Source organism: Pseudomonas sp. G5(2012), assembly GCF_000408945.1.
In the GTDB taxonomy this organism is placed as follows: Bacteria; Pseudomonadota; Gammaproteobacteria; order Pseudomonadales; family Pseudomonadaceae; genus Aquipseudomonas; species Aquipseudomonas umsongensis.
In genome coordinates, this window is the sequence record NZ_APIO01000014.1 from 1 (window position 1) to 17,437 (window position 17,437).

Consider the following 17,437-nt stretch of genomic DNA (forward strand, 5'->3'; position numbering starts at 1 on the left):
GTCCCCTATGCCGATGTCTGTGATTTGGCTGCAATGGCCATTTTCAAATAATTGTAGACATTTTTTACTTGGATTGTGAACAGTCTATCCCTTGTGTTCCGCGGCTCTTGGCCCAAAGTCGTAGGGCCGGGCGCTTGACAGGGGTGACCGGTCAGTCTTGTGGGGATTTTGCCAGGCGCGTATCCTCGCTGACCAGTCTGTCCAACAGTAAAAGCGGAATGCCAAAATGTCTGATCTGAAAACTGCCGCTCTCGAATATCACGCCAATCCTCGTCCAGGGAAGCTGAGTGTCGAGCTCACCAAGGCCACTGCTACCGCCCGCGACCTGTCGCTGGCGTACAGCCCCGGCGTAGCTGAACCAGTACGCGAGATCGCCCGCGATCCTGAGCTGGCCTACAAATACACCGGCAAAGGCAACCTGGTTGCAGTCATTTCCGATGGCACCGCGATTCTGGGCCTGGGTAACCTCGGCCCATTGGCCTCCAAACCAGTGATGGAAGGTAAAGGCGTGCTGTTCAAGCGCTTCGCCGGCATCGACGTTTTCGACATCGAAGTCGATTCTGAAAGCCCGCAGGCCTTCATCGACACCGTCAAGCGGATCTCCATCACTTTCGGTGGCATCAACCTGGAAGACATCAAGGCGCCTGAGTGCTTTGAAATTGAACGCGCCCTGATCGAGCAGTGTGACATCCCGGTATTCCACGACGACCAGCACGGTACCGCGATCGTGACCGCAGCCGGCATGATCAACGCCCTGGAAATCGCTGGCAAAACCCTGCCGCAAGCCAAGATCGTGTGCCTGGGTGCCGGTGCTGCCGCCATCTCCTGCATGAAATTGCTGGTGAGCATGGGTGCCAACATCGAAAACATCTACATGGTTGACCGTACCGGTGTGATCCACTCCGGCCGTGACGACCTGAACCAGTACAAGGCCGTCTTCGCTCACGCGACTGACAAACGCACCCTGGCAGACGCCCTGCAAGGTGCAGACGTGTTCGTCGGCCTGTCCGGCCCGAACCTGCTGAGCGCTGAAGGCCTGCTGTCCATGGCGCCTAACCCGATCGTGTTCGCGTGCTCCAACCCTGATCCGGAAATCTCCCCGGAGCTGGCACACGCTACCCGTAGCGACGTGATCATGGCCACCGGCCGTTCGGACTACCCGAACCAGGTCAACAACGTGCTGGGCTTCCCGTTCATCTTCCGTGGTGCCCTTGACGTTCGCGCCAAGCGCATCAACGAAGAAATGAAAGTGGCTGCGGCCAACGCCTTGCGTGAACTGGCCAAGCTGCCAGTGCCTCAGGAAGTGTGCGATGCCTACGGTGGCATCAAGCTGGAATTCGGTCGTGAGTACATCATTCCGAAACCAATGGATGCTCGCTTGATCACCCTGATCTCTGACGCTGTGGCCAAGGCTGCGATCGAGACCGGCGTGGCGACCCTGCCGTACCCGAAGAACTACCCGCTCAAAAGCGTGGATGACGTGTTCAACGGCTAAGTCGTGGTAGCGCTTCAACCGAAAGCCCCGGCTCGTTTTGAGCCGGGGCTTTTTTACATCCGTGAGTTTTGCGTCGATTGTGCAGGCCTTTTCGCGGGCAAGCCCGCTCCCGCAGGGTTTATGCGATTCCTGTGGGAGCGGGCTTGCCCGCGAAGGCGGCAGTTAAATAAATGCAAATCTGGCAGGCAATAAAAAGCCCTGCACTTCTCACGAGGGCAGGGCTCTTTGATGTGGCTTGCGATCAGAACAAATCGATCGGCGCGCCCTCATCCGCCGGTAGCGGGCTGCCTGGAGCGTTGCCGTTGCCCAGCTCATTGCCCGTCGGCGGCGTATCTTCGACCTTGAACAGCTCGAAGTAGGCCCCAGGCGTGCCTGGAGTGGCTGCACGGCCGCTGATTGGATCTACCCGCAGGCTCAGGATGCCTTCCGGCTCTGGCTGGGTGTGAGGCGGCAGGTCTTTGAGCGCGGCACCCATGAAGTTCATCCAGATGGGTAGGGCGACGGTGCCACCAAACTCCTTGCGACCCAGGCTTTCGGGCTGGTCGAAGCCTGTCCAGACGGTGGTGACGTAATCGGCGTTGTAGCCGGAGAACCAGGCGTCCTTGGACTCGTTGGTGGTGCCGGTCTTGCCGGCAATGTCGCTGCGGCCCAGGGCCAGCGCGCGACGACCGGTACCGAGCTTGATCACGTCCTCCAGCATGCTGTTGAGGATGTAGGTGGTTCGTCCATCGACAATGCGTTCAGCCACGGCAGGTGTTTGTGGTGCTGGTTGCTCGCCCGGTGCCTGGCCAGGTGTTGCATTGACCGTAAAGGCTTCGGCGGCGGGTGCGGCGATACCGTCGGTCGCGACAGCGCCTTTTGGCACGCTGGGTGGGTTCGCAACGAACAGTGTATCGCCATTGCGGCTTTCGATCTTTTCGATGATGTACGGGGTGATCTTGTAGCCACCGTTGGCAAAGGTACTCCAGCCCGTGGCAATTTCCATTGGTGTCAGGGTTGCGGTACCCAGGGCCAGGGAAAGGTTGGGTGGCAGATCCTGCTTGTTAAAGCCAAAGCGGGAGATGTAGTCGATGGTCTTGCCAACGCCCATCGCTTGCAACAGGCGAATCGAAACCAGGTTACGTGACTTGTAGAGCGCTTCACGCAGGCGGATCGGGCCGAGGAAGGTATTGGTGTCGTTTTTCGGGCGCCAGACTTTGTCCAGGTATTCGTCGACAAACACGATCGGTGCGTCGTTCACCAGGCTGGACGCGGTGTAGCCGTTATCCAGTGCGGCACTGTAGACGAAAGGCTTGAAGCTCGAACCCGGCTGGCGCTTGGCTTGAAGGGCGCGGTTGTAGTTACTTTGCTCAAAGGCGAAACCGCCGACCAGCGCGCGGATGGCGCCGTTTTGCGGATCAAGGGAGACCAATGCGCCCTGAGCCTGCGGGATCTGGCTGAATTTCAGCGAATTGTCCGCCTGGCGTTGCACGCGAATCAGATCGCCGACCTGGGCCACATCCGAAGGCTGCTTGGGGTTTGGACCCATGCTGTTGGTGTTCAGGAATGGGCGAGCCCATTTCATGGTGTCCCAGCTAACGTGTTCGCTGCCGGTGCGGGTCAGCACCTGCAGGCCGCTCTTGTCGACCTGGGTGACGATGGCTGGTTCAAGGCTGCTGATGGTGCGTTGCTTGGTCAGTTCGGTCGCCCACGCCTCGCGCGTCTTGCCCGGCAGACGAGACTCGGGGCCCCGATAGCCGTGACGCTGGTCATAGGTCATCAAGCCTTCGTGGAGGGCGGTGTTGGCCATTTCCTGAAGGTTGCTCGGCACCGTGGTGGTGACGCGGAAACCTTCGGTGTACGCATCGCTGCCATAGCGGCCAACCATTTCGGCGCGGGCCATCTCGGCGATGTAGGGCGCGTTCACTTCTGGAGTCGGTACGTGATAGCTGGCGTTCAGCGGCTCGTTGACGGCAGTGGTGTAGTCGGCTTCGCTGATTTTGCCCAGCTTGTACATGCGCCCCAGGATCCAGTCGCGACGCTCCTTGCTACGGGCCGGGTTGGCCAGCGGGTTGAATCGCGAAGGCGCTTTGGGCAAGCCGGCGATCATCGCCATCTGCGCCAGGCTGATGTCGCGAATCGACTTGCCGTAATACACCTGCGCCGCTGCCTCGATGCCGTAGGCGCGGTTGCCCAGATAGATCTTGTTGACGTACAGCTCAAGGATTTCATCCTTGGTCAGCTGCCGTTCGATCTGCAGGGCCAAGAGGATTTCGGTGGTTTTACGCGAGAAGCTGCGTTCGCTGGTCAGGAAGAAGTTTTTTGCCACCTGCATGGTGATGGTGCTGCCGCCGGACTGGATATGGCCACTTTTGACCAGTTGAGTGGCAGCGCGCATCAGGCTGCTGGGATCGACGCCGTAGTGATTGGCGAAGTTATCGTCTTCAGCACTTAGTAACGCATTAATGAAGTTGGGGGGAATGTCGGCGAAACGGATCGGTGTACGGCGCATTTCGCCAAATTCTGCGATCAACTTGTTGTCGCTGCTGTAGACCCGCAGGGGAATCTGCAACTGGATGCTTCTCAGTGCCTCAACGGAGGGCAATCCAGGACTAAGGTAAAGAAACGCCCCACTCAGACCCAGAAGCAGTCCGCAGAATACGGCGACGATGGACCAACCGAAAAATTTCAGCAGACGAATCAAGGCTTTTGGACATCCAGGGCAAAAAATGAATTTGGCATCAGGGTTCAGGCTAAAGGAGAACGACCCGCGCTTGAGAAAAACCGGAAAAAAACGCTGGGCATTATAAGCATTTTTCCGTCCAAGGCGTTATTTGCGCTAGCTGTCAAGACGGGTGGATTGAACGCAACACCCGTTATGGAGTCCGTAACTCACGGAAAGTCATAGGGAATTGGTAGTGCTAAGACTCTTCAATAAAAAAGCCAGGTCGCTCCTGGGAATCGATATCAGCTCCACTTCGGTGAAGTTGCTGGAACTGAGCCGCCAGGGCAATGGCTATCGGGTCGAAGCCTACGCAGTCGAGCCGTTGCCCGCCAAGGCGGTCATCGAGAAAAATATCGCCGAGCTCGATGGGGTGGGCCAGGCGCTGGCGCGCGTGCTGGTCAAGGCCAGGACCGACCTCAAGTACGTAGCGGTGGCCGTGGCCGGTTCTGCAGTGATCACCAAGACCATTGAAATGGATGCCGGCCTTACCGATGACGAGATGGAAGACCAGTTGAAGATCGAGGCCGACCAGTACATCCCTTATCCGCTGGACGATGTCGCCATCGATTTCGAAGTCCAGGGCGCTTCCACGCGCAATCCTGAGCGGGTCAACGTGTTACTTGCCGCCTGTCGCAAGGAAAATGTCGAGGTCCGTGAGGCCGCACTGGCCCTGGCGGGCTTGACTGCGCGCGTGGTCGACGTGGAGGCCTATGCCCTGGAGCGTTCGTTCGGTTTGCTCAAGATCCAGCAGGGAGGCGCTCAAGGGCGCTTGGTGGCAGTAGTCGATGTCGGAGCAACGATGACCACCCTGAGCGTGCTGCTTGAGGGGCGGATTATCTATACCCGAGAGCAATTGTTCGGCGGCCGTCAGCTCACCGAGGCAATTCAGCGCCGATATGGCCTGACCGTTGAGCAGGCCGGCTTGGCGAAGAGACAAGGCGGCTTGCCGGATGATTATGTCGGCGAAGTGCTGCAGCCGTTTCGCGAAGCGCTGGTACAGCAAGTATCGCGCTCATTGCAGTTCTTCTTCGCTTCGGGCCAGTACAGCGCGGTCGACCAGATTCTGCTGGCCGGCGGTACTGCGTCAATCCCCGGTCTGGAGCGGTTGATCGAGCAGCAATTGGGAACGCCAACGCTGGTGGCCAACCCGTTTTGCGACATGACGTTGGGCAGCAAGGTCAATGCCGTGGCCCTGGCCAGCGATGCGCCGGCGCTGATGATTGCCTGCGGGTTGGCCCTCAGGAGTTTCGACTGATGGCGCGGATCAATCTATTACCCTGGCGCGAAGAGCGACGGGAAGAGCGGCGCAAGCGCTTCCTCGTGGTGCTGGCAGCTGTAGTGCTGGGTTCGGCAGGCGCCTTGCTCGTGCTCAACCAGGTCATCGGCGGAGCTATCGAGCGGCAGATTGCACGTAACGACTACATCGGCAGACAGATCGCCATGGTCGACGAGCGGATCAAGCAGATCAGCGATCTCAAGGCTCGTCGCCAACAATTGGTCGAGCGCATGAGCATCATCCAGGACTTGCAAGGTAATCGCCCGATCAGCGGGCGAATATTTGATCAACTGGCGCGGACCTTGCCCGATGGGGTGTATTTCACCGAAGTCAAAATGACGGGCAAGACCTTGTCCATCACTGGGGCGGCGCAATCGAACAACCGTGTTTCAGACCTGATGCGAAACCTGGAGGCGTCCGACTGGTTCGATGCGCCCAGCCTGACTGAAGTCAAGGCGACGACCTCGGGCCAACTGGACCAGGCCAATGTTTTTCAGTTGACCGTTCGTCAAACCCGGACCGCGGCCGTGGAGGATGGCGAATGAGTCCGTCCGAATGGCTCGACGGGTTGCGCAGGATCGATATCAACGATCTGGATACTCACAGCATGGGGGCCTGGCCACCCGCGATTAAAGTCCTGATGGGCATTGTGGTCGCGGTCCTGGTGCTGTCGATCGGCTACAACTTTTCCACGAGCGAGCTTGAAAACCAGCTTGAGCTCAAGCGAGAGGAGGAGTCGACCCTCAAGGAGCAATTTGCCAGCAAATCCCAAATGGCGGCGAATCTGGAACTTTACTCCCAGCAGATGAAGGAGATGGAGAATGCCTTCGGTGTTCTGCTACGGCAACTCCCCAGCGACACTGAAGTCCCAGGCCTGCTGGAAGATATCACTCGAACAGGGCTGGGCAGCGGCCTGGAGTTCGAAGAGATCAAGCTGTTGCCGGAGGTCACCCAGCCGTTCTACATCGAACTGCCGATCAAGATCACGGTCACCGGTGCCTATCACGACCTGGCCACTTTTGTCAGTGGCGTGGCCGGGTTGCCGCGTATCGTCACCCTGCATGATTTCGACCTCGCGCCGGTCAATCCAGACGACGGACCGAAATTGCGCATGAGCATCCTGGCCAGGACTTACCGCTACAACGACAAGGGACTGAATTGATGAGCCCGCTACGTGGTTGTTCGATAGTGGTTTTGGTCGCCTTATTGGCTGGCTGTGACGGCGGCGATGATTTCAGCGACCTGGACGCCTACATGAACGAAATGCGCCTTCGGGCGCCGGGCAAAATTGAACCAACGCCGACATTTCGGTCTTACCCGACGTTCACCTACAACGCCGCCAACTTGCGTAGCCCGTTTTCACGGCAGGTCAAGGTCGATCTGGCACACCAACAAGGTGCGCGCAACGTCAAGCCTGACCCCAGCCGGGTCAAGCAGTACCTCGAGGGTTTCAATATCGAGCAGTTTGAAATGGTCGGCACGATTTCCAATGCGGCAGGCTCCTTTGCACTGCTGCGCGGCGCTGGTGGGGTGCATCGGCTGAAAGTCGGTGATTACCTGGGGCGTAACGACGGCCGGATTGTCGCCATCAGTGGCTCGCAAGTCGAAGTGGTAGAAATCGTTCCTGACGGCGAAGGTGCCTGGCTGGAGCGGCCGCGGATCCTTCCTTTGAAAGAGCACTCATAGTGGAACTCGTACAATGAACAGGATTTTCTCCACCCTCGGGGTATCGCTATGGATAGCGTTGCTGTCACCGATGGTACAAGCGGCCAACCTCAAGGCGCTGGATGTCGCCGCGTTGCCGGGAGACCGCGTCGAGTTGAAGCTGGTGTTCGACCAACCGCCTCCGACGCCCCGTGGCTATACGACGGACTCTCCTGCCCGGATTGCCCTGGATCTGCCCGGTGTCGTCAGTCAGCTGGCGAGCAAAACTCGCGACCTGGGCAGTGGCAATGCCCGCAGCGCGACCGTGGTGGAGGCCAAGGATCGTGCGCGGCTGATCATCAACCTGACCCAGTTGAGCCCCTACGACATGCGGGTCGAAGGCAATAACCTGTTTGTGGTCGTCGGGCAGGGAGGTAAAAGCCCTGCGCCAAGAGCGGCCGCTGCTGTACCGGTCCCGGTTCCGGCGCGCGCGGTTGCACCGACAGGCAAAGCGATTCGTGCGGTGGATTTCCAGCGGGGTACCGAGGGCGAAGGCAATGTCGTGATCGACTTGTCGGATCCGTCCATTGCACCCGATATCCAGGAGCGCGAAGGCAAGATCGTTCTCGGCTTCAACAAGACCCGATTGCCCGAGCCGTTGCGTGTGCGCCTGGATGTGAAGGATTTCGCCACACCGGTACAATTCGTCAATGCCAGTGCCACGGGGGACAAGGCGACCATCACCATAGAACCCAGCGGTGCCTTTGACTATTCGACCTACCAGACCGACAACAAGCTGACCGTCAGCATTCGTCCGATGACGGTCGACGACCTGCAAAAGCGCAACGCCGATCGCAATGCCTACAGCGGTGAAAAGCTTTCGCTGAATTTCCAGGACATCGACGTGCGCTCGGTACTGCAACTGATCGCCGATTTCACCAACCTCAATCTCGTCGCCAGTGACACGGTCCAGGGGGGAATTACCCTGCGCCTGCAAAACGTACCCTGGGACCAGGCGCTGGACCTGGTACTGAAAACCAAGGGCCTGGACAAGCGCAAGCTGGGTAATGTGTTGCTCGTCGCTCCGGCCGACGAAATTGCCGCCCGTGAACGCCAGGAGCTGGAGTCGCAAAAGCAGATTGCCGACCTGGCACCACTGCGTCGGGAGCTGTTGCAGGTCAATTACGCCAAGGCGGCCGATATCGCCAAACTGTTCCAGTCGGTGACCAACGCCGAGGCGAAAGCCGACGAACGGGGATCGATCACGGTCGATGAACGCACCAACAACATCATTGCCTACCAGACCCAGGACCGGCTCGACGAACTGCGGCGCATCGTTGCGCAGCTGGATATTCCGGTACGTCAGGTGATGATCGAGGCGCGTATCGTTGAAGCCAACGTTGACTACGACAAGAGCCTTGGCGTGCGTTGGGGAGGCTCAATACAGAACAAAGGCAACTGGAATGCCTCGGGAGTCGGTAACGGCACCAGCGACGGCGGTAGCACCAGCTCGCCGTTCGTCGACCTGGGGGTCGCCAACAACACATCGGGCATCGGCATCGCCTTCATCACCGACAACGTCTTGCTGGACCTTGAATTGACGGCCATGGAAAAGACCGGCAATGGCGAAATCGTCTCGCAACCCAAGGTCGTCACTTCCGACAAGGAAACCGCAAAGATCCTCAAGGGCACCGAGATTCCCTACCAGGAAGCCAGCTCCAGCGGCGCTACTTCGGTCTCGTTCAAAGAGGCTTCGCTATCGCTGGAGGTGACGCCGCAGATCACGCCGGACAACCGGATCATCATGGAGGTCAAGGTCACCAAGGATGAGCCGGATTACCTGAACAAGGTCCAGGATGTGCCGCCGATCAAGAAAAACGAAGTCAATGCCAAGGTCCTGGTCAACGATGGCGAGACCATCGTCATTGGTGGTGTTTTCTCAAATACTCAAAGCAAGGTTGTAGATAAGGTGCCATTTCTTGGCGATGTGCCGTATCTTGGCCGCCTTTTCCGGCGTGACGTGGTTTCGGAGAAAAAATCCGAGCTGTTGGTGTTTCTCACACCGCGTATCATGAATAACCAGGCGATTGCTGTGAGTCGTTGATTCTGTGCGAAATTTGATACTTGTAGGACCGATGGGGGCTGGAAAAAGCACCATCGGCCGATTGCTGGCCAAAGAGCTGCGCTTGCCATTCAAAGATTCCGATAAGGAAATTGAATTACGCACGGGCGCCAATATCCCATGGATCTTCGACAAGGAAGGCGAACCGGGCTTTCGTGAGCGCGAGCAGGCAATGATTGCCGAGCTGTGCGATTACGACGGCGTGGTGCTGGCGACAGGCGGTGGCGCGGTCATGCGCGAGGCCAATCGTCGGGCGCTGCGCGCTGGCGGACGTGTGGTCTATCTGCATGCCTCCGTCGAGCAGCAGGTCGGCCGCACTTCACGCGACCGCAATCGGCCATTGTTGCGTACAGCCGATCCGGCCAAGACCCTCAGGGACCTTTTGGCCATTCGCGACCCTCTTTATCGGGAAATCGCCGATCTGGTGGTGGAAACGGATGAACGACCGCCGCGAATGGTCGTGCTCGATATCCTGGAGCGTTTGCAGCAATTGCCGCCCCGTTAAAGCGTCGCACGAAATGCGCTATCCTCGGCCTCCTGCCATGACCGCTCGAGGTTGTGGCGAATGGCCATCGAGCGACGTCACACCCGCGGTGGCCGTAGACATTCGTTAACCCAAGGCAGGTTGCCTGATTCCATCTTCACTGTGGGGACACATGCAGACACTCAAGGTCGATCTAGGCGAGCGCAGCTACCCGATTCATATTGGCGAAGGTTTGTTGGACCAGCCTGAGCTGCTGGCCCCGCACATTCGCGGACGGCAAGTGGCGATCATTTCCAATGAAACCGTTGCGCCTCTCTATCTCGAACGCCTGACCCGCAGCCTTGCGCAGTTCTCGGTGATTTCCGTGGTGTTGCCCGACGGCGAGGCCTTCAAGACCTGGGAAACCCTGCAGCTGATTTTCGACGGTCTGCTGACCGCGCGGCACGATCGGCGCACCACGGTGATCGCCCTGGGTGGCGGCGTGATTGGCGACATGGCCGGCTTTGCGGCAGCCTGCTACCAGCGCGGTGTCGATTTTATCCAGGTTCCGACCACGCTGCTGTCGCAGGTTGACTCTTCGGTGGGTGGCAAGACCGGTATCAATCATCCGCTGGGCAAGAACATGGTCGGCGCCTTCTATCAGCCGAACGTCGTGCTTATCGACACCGCCTCCCTCAATACGCTGCCGGCCCGCGAGCTGTCCGCCGGCCTGGCCGAAGTCATCAAGTATGGGTTGATCTGCGATGAGCCGTTCCTGACCTGGCTCGAAGACAACGTCGACCGCCTGCGCAACCTGGATCAGCAAGCCCTCACCTATGCCATCGAGCGCTCCTGTGCGGCCAAGGCGGCCGTGGTCGGCGCCGACGAGAAAGAAACTGGTGTACGGGCAACGCTCAACCTGGGGCACACCTTCGGTCACGCCATCGAGACCCACATGGGCTATGGTGTCTGGCTACATGGTGAAGCGGTGGCTGCTGGCACTGTCATGGCTTTGGAGATGTCCGCGCGCCTGGGCTGGATCAGCGAACAGGAGCGCGACCGCGGCATTCGCCTGTTCCAGCGTGCCGGCCTGCCGGTTATTCCGCCTGAAGAGATGACCCCGGCCGATTTTCTCGAACACATGGCAATTGACAAGAAAGTGATCGACGGTCGTTTGCGCCTGGTGCTGCTGCGCCACATGGGCGAAGCGGTAGTGACCGACGATTATCCGAAAGAGGTTCTACAGGCCACGCTGGGAGCGGATTACCGCGCCCTGGCTCAGCTTAAAGGTTAATAAGAACGCGATGACTAGTTTGCATGCCGACGAGGCTTTCCTCGGCCACTACCAGTTGAGTCATGACCCTTTTGCTCCACGGGTCCCTGGCTTCAAGTTTTTCCCTGCCCAGCGCAAGCCGGTGCTGGGGCAGTTGCACCATCTGGCGCGTTACAGCCAGTTGCTGTTGGTGGTCACAGGTCCGCATGGCAGTGGCAAGACCCTGCTGCGCCAGGCCCTGGTGGCCAGTACCAACAAGCAGACCGTGCAAAGCGTGGTGGTTTCCGCCCGTGGTGCGGGTGATTCGGCTGGCGTGTTGCGCCAGGTTGCCCAGGCACTGGACGTTGCCCAGGCTGAGATCGGGGCAATTCTGAAACAGGTGGTGCAGCTTGCTCTGACTGGGCAGGAAGTCTATCTGCTGGTCGATGATGCCGAGCAGCTCGACGAGTCCGCGCTTGAAGCCTTGATGGCCTTGGGCGCGGGTGCGCCGGAAGGCCGTCCGCATGTGTTCCTGTTCGGCGAGTCCTCGATGATCGCTCAGCTTGAGGCTTTGCAACTCGAGGAAGAACGCTTCCACGTCATCGAGCTGCAGCCTTACACCGAAGAGGAAACGCGTGAATACCTGGAGCAGCGGCTTGAAGGCGCCGGCCGGGGTATCGAACTTTTCACTGTAAATCAGATCTCTGATATTCACGAAAGCTCCGAGGGTTGGCCTGGCAACATCAACCAGGCTGCCCGCGATGCGATGATCGAAGCCATGATTGCCAGCCGCTCAGCGGTGAAGCGTCCAAGTATGGGGTTCAATATGCCGAAGAAACACGTATTGGCGATTTCCGCCGTCGTTGTGGTCGCGGTAGCCGCCGCCTGGTTGATGCCTGGTCGCAGCAAGACACCGACCACCGGTGCGCCTGCCAACGAACAGGCGCAACTGCCGCTTGGCCAGGGCTCGTCGGGCGGTGCTCCGGCCGTCGAATTCGCCGGCAACACGCAGCCTACGCCATTGCCGTTGGTCGGCAATTCGCAACCTGTCATGCGTGCTCCATTGGCCGAAGCAGCGGGTGGCATTACCGAGGGCGATGACGGCGTGCCGGTCGAGGGTTCCAGCGCAACGCCACCGACCGTGACTACGATCGCACCGCCAGCGGGCGTTCCGGCTGGTCCTGCGCCAACGCCAACGCCAACGCCAACGCCAACCGCCAAGCCGACGCCTGCACCGACCCAGGTCGCTACCGCCAAGCCAGCGCCTGCTCCGGTTGCCAAGCCGGCTCCAGCTCCGGCGCCAGCCAAGCCAGCCGCCGCTGCTGCCAAGCCGGCCGAGAAGCCAGCGACCGTCGCCAAGGCTGCCGGTGGCACCTGGTACGCCGGTCAGGCACCGGGTAATTACGTGGTGCAGATCCTCGGCACCAGCTCGGAAACCGCCGCACAAAACTTCGTCAAGGAGCAAGGCGGCGAGTACCGTTATTTCAAGAAAGTCCTCAACGGCAAACCGCTCTACGTGATCACCTACGGCAACTTCGCCAATCGTGATGCAGCCGTTTCCGCCATCAAGGCCTTGCCAGCGAAGGTCCAGGCTGGTAAACCTTGGCCTCGCACTGTCGCCAGCGTCCAACAGGAACTGGCAACAACTCGCTGAAGATTCGGCGGCCTTACCCAGGCCGCCTCTCCAAGCACCTCAAAATTTCTACAAGTGCGCGCAACCTTTCGGGCTGCGTGCCTTGTGGTGTCTGCGTCACAGTAGTCTTTGAGTCGTAGCGGTCAAAATTAAAAAAAGTTTTGACTAGCACAGCAGATCGCTTTAAACCTTTCACAAATGCGACATAGATTTGCGACATTTCGTCGCCAAATTTGTGAGGCCAAGTGTCGGTGTGTACAATGACCTCCCTTTTGCCCCCGCAAAGCTGGCGTACGTTCGGTGCGGATGGTAAGTGGTTGAATTGAAAAGAAATTTGCCTCGATAAGGGGCAGCCTGGTGAGAAAGTGTCTATGAAAGCAGGTCTGTACCAACCAGATGAATTCAAGGATAACTGCGGTTTCGGCCTGATTGCCCATATGCAGGGCGAGCCCAGTCATACCCTTTTGCAAACGGCCATCGAGGCCCTGACCTGCATGACCCACCGCGGTGGGATTAATGCTGACGGCAAGACCGGTGACGGTTGCGGTCTGCTGATTCAAAAGCCGGACGTGTTCCTGCGAGCGATCGCCCAGGAAACCTTCGGCGTCGAACTGCCCAAGCAATACGCTGTGGGCATGGTTTTCTTCAACCAGGACCCGGTCAAGGCTGAAGCCGCTCGCGAGAACATGAACCGCGAGATCCTGGCTGCCGGCCTGCAGTTGGTCGGCTGGCGCAAAGTGCCGATCGATACCAGCGTCCTCGGCCGCCTGGCCCTTGAGCGCCTGCCACAGATCGAGCAGGTGTTCATCGGTGGCGAAGGCCTGAGCGACCAGGACATGGCCGTCAAGCTGTTCACCTCCCGTCGTCGTTCATCGGTGGCCAACGCCGCCGATACCGACCACTACGTCTGCAGCTTTTCGCACAAGACCATTATCTATAAAGGCCTGATGATGCCGGCGGACCTGACCGCCTTCTATCCAGACCTGAGCGATGAGCGCCTGCAAACCTCGATTTGCGTGTTCCACCAGCGCTTCTCCACCAACACCCTGCCGAAATGGCCGCTGGCCCAACCGTTCCGCTTCCTGGCGCACAACGGCGAGATCAACACCATCACCGGCAACCGCAACTGGGCCGTGGCCCGTCGCACCAAGTTCGCCAACGATCTGATGGATCTGGAAGAACTCGGCCCGCTGGTCAACCGTGTCGGTTCCGACTCATCGAGCATGGACAACATGCTCGAGCTGATGGTCACCGGTGGTATCGATCTGTTCCGCGGCGTGCGGATGATCATTCCGCCTGCGTGGCAGAACGTCGAGACCATGGACCCGGACCTGCGTGCGTTCTACGAGTACAACTCGATGCACATGGAACCGTGGGATGGCCCGGCCGGTGTGGTTATGACCGACGGTCGCTACGCGGTGTGCCTGCTCGACCGTAACGGCCTGCGTCCGGCGCGTTGGGTCACCACCAAGAACGGTTTCATCACCCTGGCTTCGGAAATCGGTGTCTGGAACTACCAGCCTGAAGACGTGATCGCCAAGGGCCGCGTGGGGCCTGGCCAGATCTTTGCCGTGGACACCGAGACCGGTCAGATCCTCGACACCGATGCCATCGACAACCGTCTCAAGTCACGTCATCCGTACAAGCAATGGCTGCGCAAGAATGCCCTGCGCATCCAGGCGACCATGGAAGACAACGACCACGGTTCGGCGTTCTACGACGTCGATCAGCTCAAGCAATACATGAAGATGTACCAGGTCACGTTCGAAGAGCGCGACCAGGTGCTGCGCCCGCTTGGCGAGCAAGGCTACGAAGCCGTGGGCTCGATGGGCGACGATACGCCGATGGCCGTGCTGTCCCAGCGCGTGCGTACGCCTTACGACTATTTCCGCCAGCAGTTCGCGCAGGTGACCAACCCGCCGATCGACCCGCTGCGTGAAGCCATCGTCATGTCGCTGGAGATCTGCCTCGGTGCCGAGCGCAACATCTTCCAGGAGTCGCCGGAACACGCGTCGCGCGTGATCCTCAGCTCGCCGGTCATTTCCCCGGCCAAGTGGCGCTCGCTGATGAACCTCGATCGTCCAGGCTTCGAACGCCAGATCATCGACCTCAACTACGACGAAAGCGTCGGCCTCGAAGCAGCCATCCGCAACGTCGCCGATCAGGCTGAAGAAGCCGTGCGCGCCGGTCGTACGCAGATCGTCCTGAGTGACCGTCACATTGCCCCGGGCAAGTTGCCGATCCACGCCTCCCTGGCCACCGGCGCGGTACACCACCGCCTGACCGAGAAGGGCCTGCGTTGCGACTCCAACATCCTGGTGGAAACCGCGACTGCTCGCGATCCGCATCACTTCGCCGTGTTGATCGGTTTCGGTGCCTCTGCCGTTTATCCGTTCCTGGCCTACGAAGTGCTGGGCGACCTGATCCGTACCGGTGAAGTGCTGGGCGACCTCTACGAGGTGTTCAAGAATTACCGTAAAGGCATCACCAAGGGCCTGCTCAAGATCCTCTCGAAGATGGGCATCTCGACCATCACTTCGTACCGTGGCGCACAGTTGTTCGAAGCCATCGGCCTGTCCGAGGAAGTCTGCAACCTGAGCTTCAAGGGCGTGCCGAGCCGCATCAAGGGCGCGCGTTTCGTCGACATCGAAGCCGAGCAGAAAGCCTTGGCCACCGAAGCCTGGAGCCCGCGCAAGCCGATCCAGCAAGGCGGCCTGCTGAAGTTCGTCCACGGTGGCGAATATCACGCGTACAACCCGGACGTGGTCAACACCCTGCAAGCCGCCGTGCAGCAGGGCGACTACAGCAAGTTCAAGGAATACACCTCGCTGGTGGATAACCGCCCGGTGTCGATGATCCGTGACCTGCTCAAGGTCAAGACCCTCGATACCCCGCTGGACATGAGCGAAATCGAACCGCTGGAATCGGTGCTCAAGCGCTTCGACTCCGCCGGTATCTCGCTGGGCGCCCTGTCGCCTGAGGCTCACGAAGCCCTGGCCGAAGCCATGAACCGCCTCGGTGCGCGTTCCAACTCCGGTGAAGGTGGTGAAGACCCGGCGCGCTACGGCACCATCAAGAGCTCGAAAATCAAGCAGGTTGCGACCGGCCGTTTCGGTGTGACCCCGGAGTACCTGGTCAACGCTGAAGTGCTGCAGATCAAGGTTGCCCAAGGCGCCAAGCCTGGCGAAGGTGGTCAACTGCCAGGCGGCAAGGTCAACGGCCTGATCGCCAAGCTGCGTTATGCAGTGCCGGGCGTGACCCTGATTTCGCCACCGCCGCACCACGACATCTATTCGATCGAAGACTTGTCGCAGCTGATTTTCGACCTCAAGCAGGTCAACCCGAAGGCGCTTGTCTCGGTGAAGCTGGTAGCGGAAGCGGGCGTCGGCACCATCGCTGCCGGTGTGGCCAAGGCCTACGCGGACTTGATCACCATCTCCGGCTACGACGGCGGCACCGGCGCATCGCCACTGACCTCGATCAAATACGCGGGCGCTCCGTGGGAACTCGGCCTGGCCGAAACTCACCAGACCCTGCGTGGCAACGACCTGCGCGGCAAAGTCCGGGTGCAGACCGACGGCGGCCTGAAGACCGGCCTTGACGTGATCAAGGCAGCCATCCTCGGCGCTGAAAGCTTCGGCTTCGGCACCGCGCCAATGATTGCCCTGGGCTGCAAATACCTGCGCATCTGCCACCTGAACAACTGCGCCACCGGCGTCGCGACCCAGAACGAGAAGCTGCGCAAGGATCACTACATCGGTACCGTCGACATGGTGGTGAATTTCTTCACCTACGTCGCCGAAGAAACCCGTGAGTGGCTGGCCAAGCTGGGCGTGCGCTCCCTCGAAGAGCTGATCGGTCGTACCGATCTGCTGGAAGTCCTCGAAGGCCAGACCGCCAAGCAGCATCACCTCGACCTGACCCCGTTGCTGGGCAGCGACCACGTGCCGGCGGACAAGCCACAGTTCTGCGGTGTGGAGCGTAACCCGCCGTTCGACAAAGGCTTGCTGGCCGAGAAAATGGTCGAAATGGCCACCTCGGCGATCAACGACAAGAGCGGCGCGGAGTTTGAACTGGATATCTGCAACTGCGACCGTTCCATCGGCGCGCGGATCTCCGGCGACATCGCCCGTAAGCACGGCAACCAGGGCATGGCCAATGCGCCTATCACCTTCCGCTTCAAGGGCACGGCCGGCCAGAGCTTCGGTGTATGGAACGCCGGCGGCCTGAACATGTACCTGGAAGGTGACGCCAACGACTACGTCGGCAAGGGCATGACCGGCGGCAAGCTGGTGATCGTTCCGCCAAAGGGCAGCATCTACAAGACCCAGGACAGTGCCATCATCGGCAACACCTGCCTGTACGGCGCCACGGGCGGCAAGTTGTTCGCCGCCGGTACCGCGGGCGAGCGTTTCGCCGTGCGTAACTCCGGTGCCCACACCGTCGTGGAAGGCACTGGCGATCACTGCTGCGAGTACATGACCGGCGGTTTCGTCTGCGTCCTGGGCAAGACCGGTTATAACTTCGGCTCTGGCATGACCGGCGGTTTCGCCTACGTGCTCGACCAGGACAACACCTTCGTTGACCGGGTCAACCACGAACTGGTGGAAATCCAGCGGATCAGCGGCGAGGCGATGGAAGCCTACCGTAGCCATTTGCAACGCGTGCTGAACGAGTACGTCGAGGAAACCGACAGCGAGTGGGGTCGTGAACTCGCCGAGAACCTCGATGATTACGTGCGTCGTTTCTGGTTGGTCAAGCCCAAGGCTGCCTCCCTGAAATCGTTGCTTTCCAGCACCCGTGCCAACCCGCAGTGATATGCGCCTGAAGAGTTTGATGAGGTTTTAA

Annotated in this window: 11 protein-coding genes; 10 read left to right on the forward strand and 1 reads right to left on the reverse strand. The window is 59.7% G+C overall.

Features of this window, described 5'->3' with window-relative positions; translation table 11 throughout:
* Window positions 1-226: 226 nt before the first annotated feature.
* Entirely contained in the window at window positions 227-1,495 is a 1,269-nt protein-coding gene (locus PG5_RS05710; RefSeq protein ID WP_020796147.1) for a malic enzyme-like NAD(P)-binding protein, read from the forward strand.
* 241 nt (window positions 1,496-1,736) lie between these two features.
* Here PG5_RS05710 and PG5_RS05715 read toward each other — a convergent pair whose 3' ends face one another.
* Window positions 1,737-4,178: a penicillin-binding protein 1A gene (locus tag PG5_RS05715; protein ID WP_033042561.1), complete on the reverse strand. Its 2,442-nt coding sequence runs from the start codon at window positions 4,176-4,178 to the stop codon at window positions 1,737-1,739.
* Window positions 4,179-4,392: 214 nt separating this feature from the next.
* Here PG5_RS05715 and PG5_RS05720 point away from each other — a divergent pair, with 214 nt between their 5' ends.
* The 9 genes from PG5_RS05720 (at window position 4,393) to gltB (ending at window position 17,406) form a co-directional block, all read left to right on the forward strand.
* On the forward strand, window positions 4,393-5,454 hold the full coding sequence (locus PG5_RS05720) for a pilus assembly protein PilM (protein ID WP_020796149.1): 1,062 nt from the start codon (window positions 4,393-4,395) through the stop codon (window positions 5,452-5,454).
* On the forward strand, window positions 5,454-6,020 hold the full coding sequence (locus tag PG5_RS05725) for a PilN domain-containing protein (RefSeq protein WP_020796150.1): 567 nt from the start codon (window positions 5,454-5,456) through the stop codon (window positions 6,018-6,020). The genes PG5_RS05720 and PG5_RS05725 overlap by 1 nt, the downstream gene beginning before the upstream one ends.
* On the forward strand, window positions 6,017-6,637 hold the full coding sequence (locus PG5_RS05730; RefSeq protein ID WP_020796151.1) for a type 4a pilus biogenesis protein PilO: 621 nt from the start codon (window positions 6,017-6,019) through the stop codon (window positions 6,635-6,637). The genes PG5_RS05725 and PG5_RS05730 overlap by 4 nt, the downstream gene beginning before the upstream one ends.
* On the forward strand, window positions 6,637-7,161 hold the full coding sequence (locus PG5_RS05735; protein ID WP_033042554.1) for a pilus assembly protein PilP: 525 nt from the start codon (window positions 6,637-6,639) through the stop codon (window positions 7,159-7,161). Before PG5_RS05730 ends, PG5_RS05735 begins: the two co-directional genes overlap by 1 nt.
* Window positions 7,162-7,174: 13 nt before the next feature.
* Window positions 7,175-9,223: a type IV pilus secretin PilQ gene (pilQ, locus tag PG5_RS05740; protein WP_020796153.1), complete on the forward strand. Its 2,049-nt coding sequence runs from the start codon at window positions 7,175-7,177 to the stop codon at window positions 9,221-9,223.
* 4 nt (window positions 9,224-9,227) lie between these two features.
* The gene (aroK, locus tag PG5_RS05745; protein WP_032831512.1) at window positions 9,228-9,746 is read left to right on the forward strand and encodes a shikimate kinase AroK; all 519 of its coding nucleotides are present in this window, start codon (window positions 9,228-9,230) and stop codon (window positions 9,744-9,746) included.
* A gap of 151 nt (window positions 9,747-9,897) precedes the next feature.
* Window positions 9,898-10,998 (forward strand): 3-dehydroquinate synthase, encoded by a 1,101-nt coding sequence (aroB, locus tag PG5_RS05750; RefSeq protein ID WP_020796154.1) that lies wholly within the window; start codon window positions 9,898-9,900, stop codon window positions 10,996-10,998.
* Window positions 10,999-11,008: 10 nt separating this feature from the next.
* Window positions 11,009-12,610: an AAA family ATPase gene (locus tag PG5_RS05755; protein WP_020796155.1), complete on the forward strand. Its 1,602-nt coding sequence runs from the start codon at window positions 11,009-11,011 to the stop codon at window positions 12,608-12,610.
* 350 nt (window positions 12,611-12,960) lie between these two features.
* Complete coding sequence (gltB, locus tag PG5_RS05760) at window positions 12,961-17,406, forward strand: glutamate synthase large subunit (RefSeq protein WP_020796156.1); 4,446 nt, start codon at window positions 12,961-12,963, stop codon at window positions 17,404-17,406.
* Window positions 17,407-17,437 lie beyond the last annotated feature (31 nt).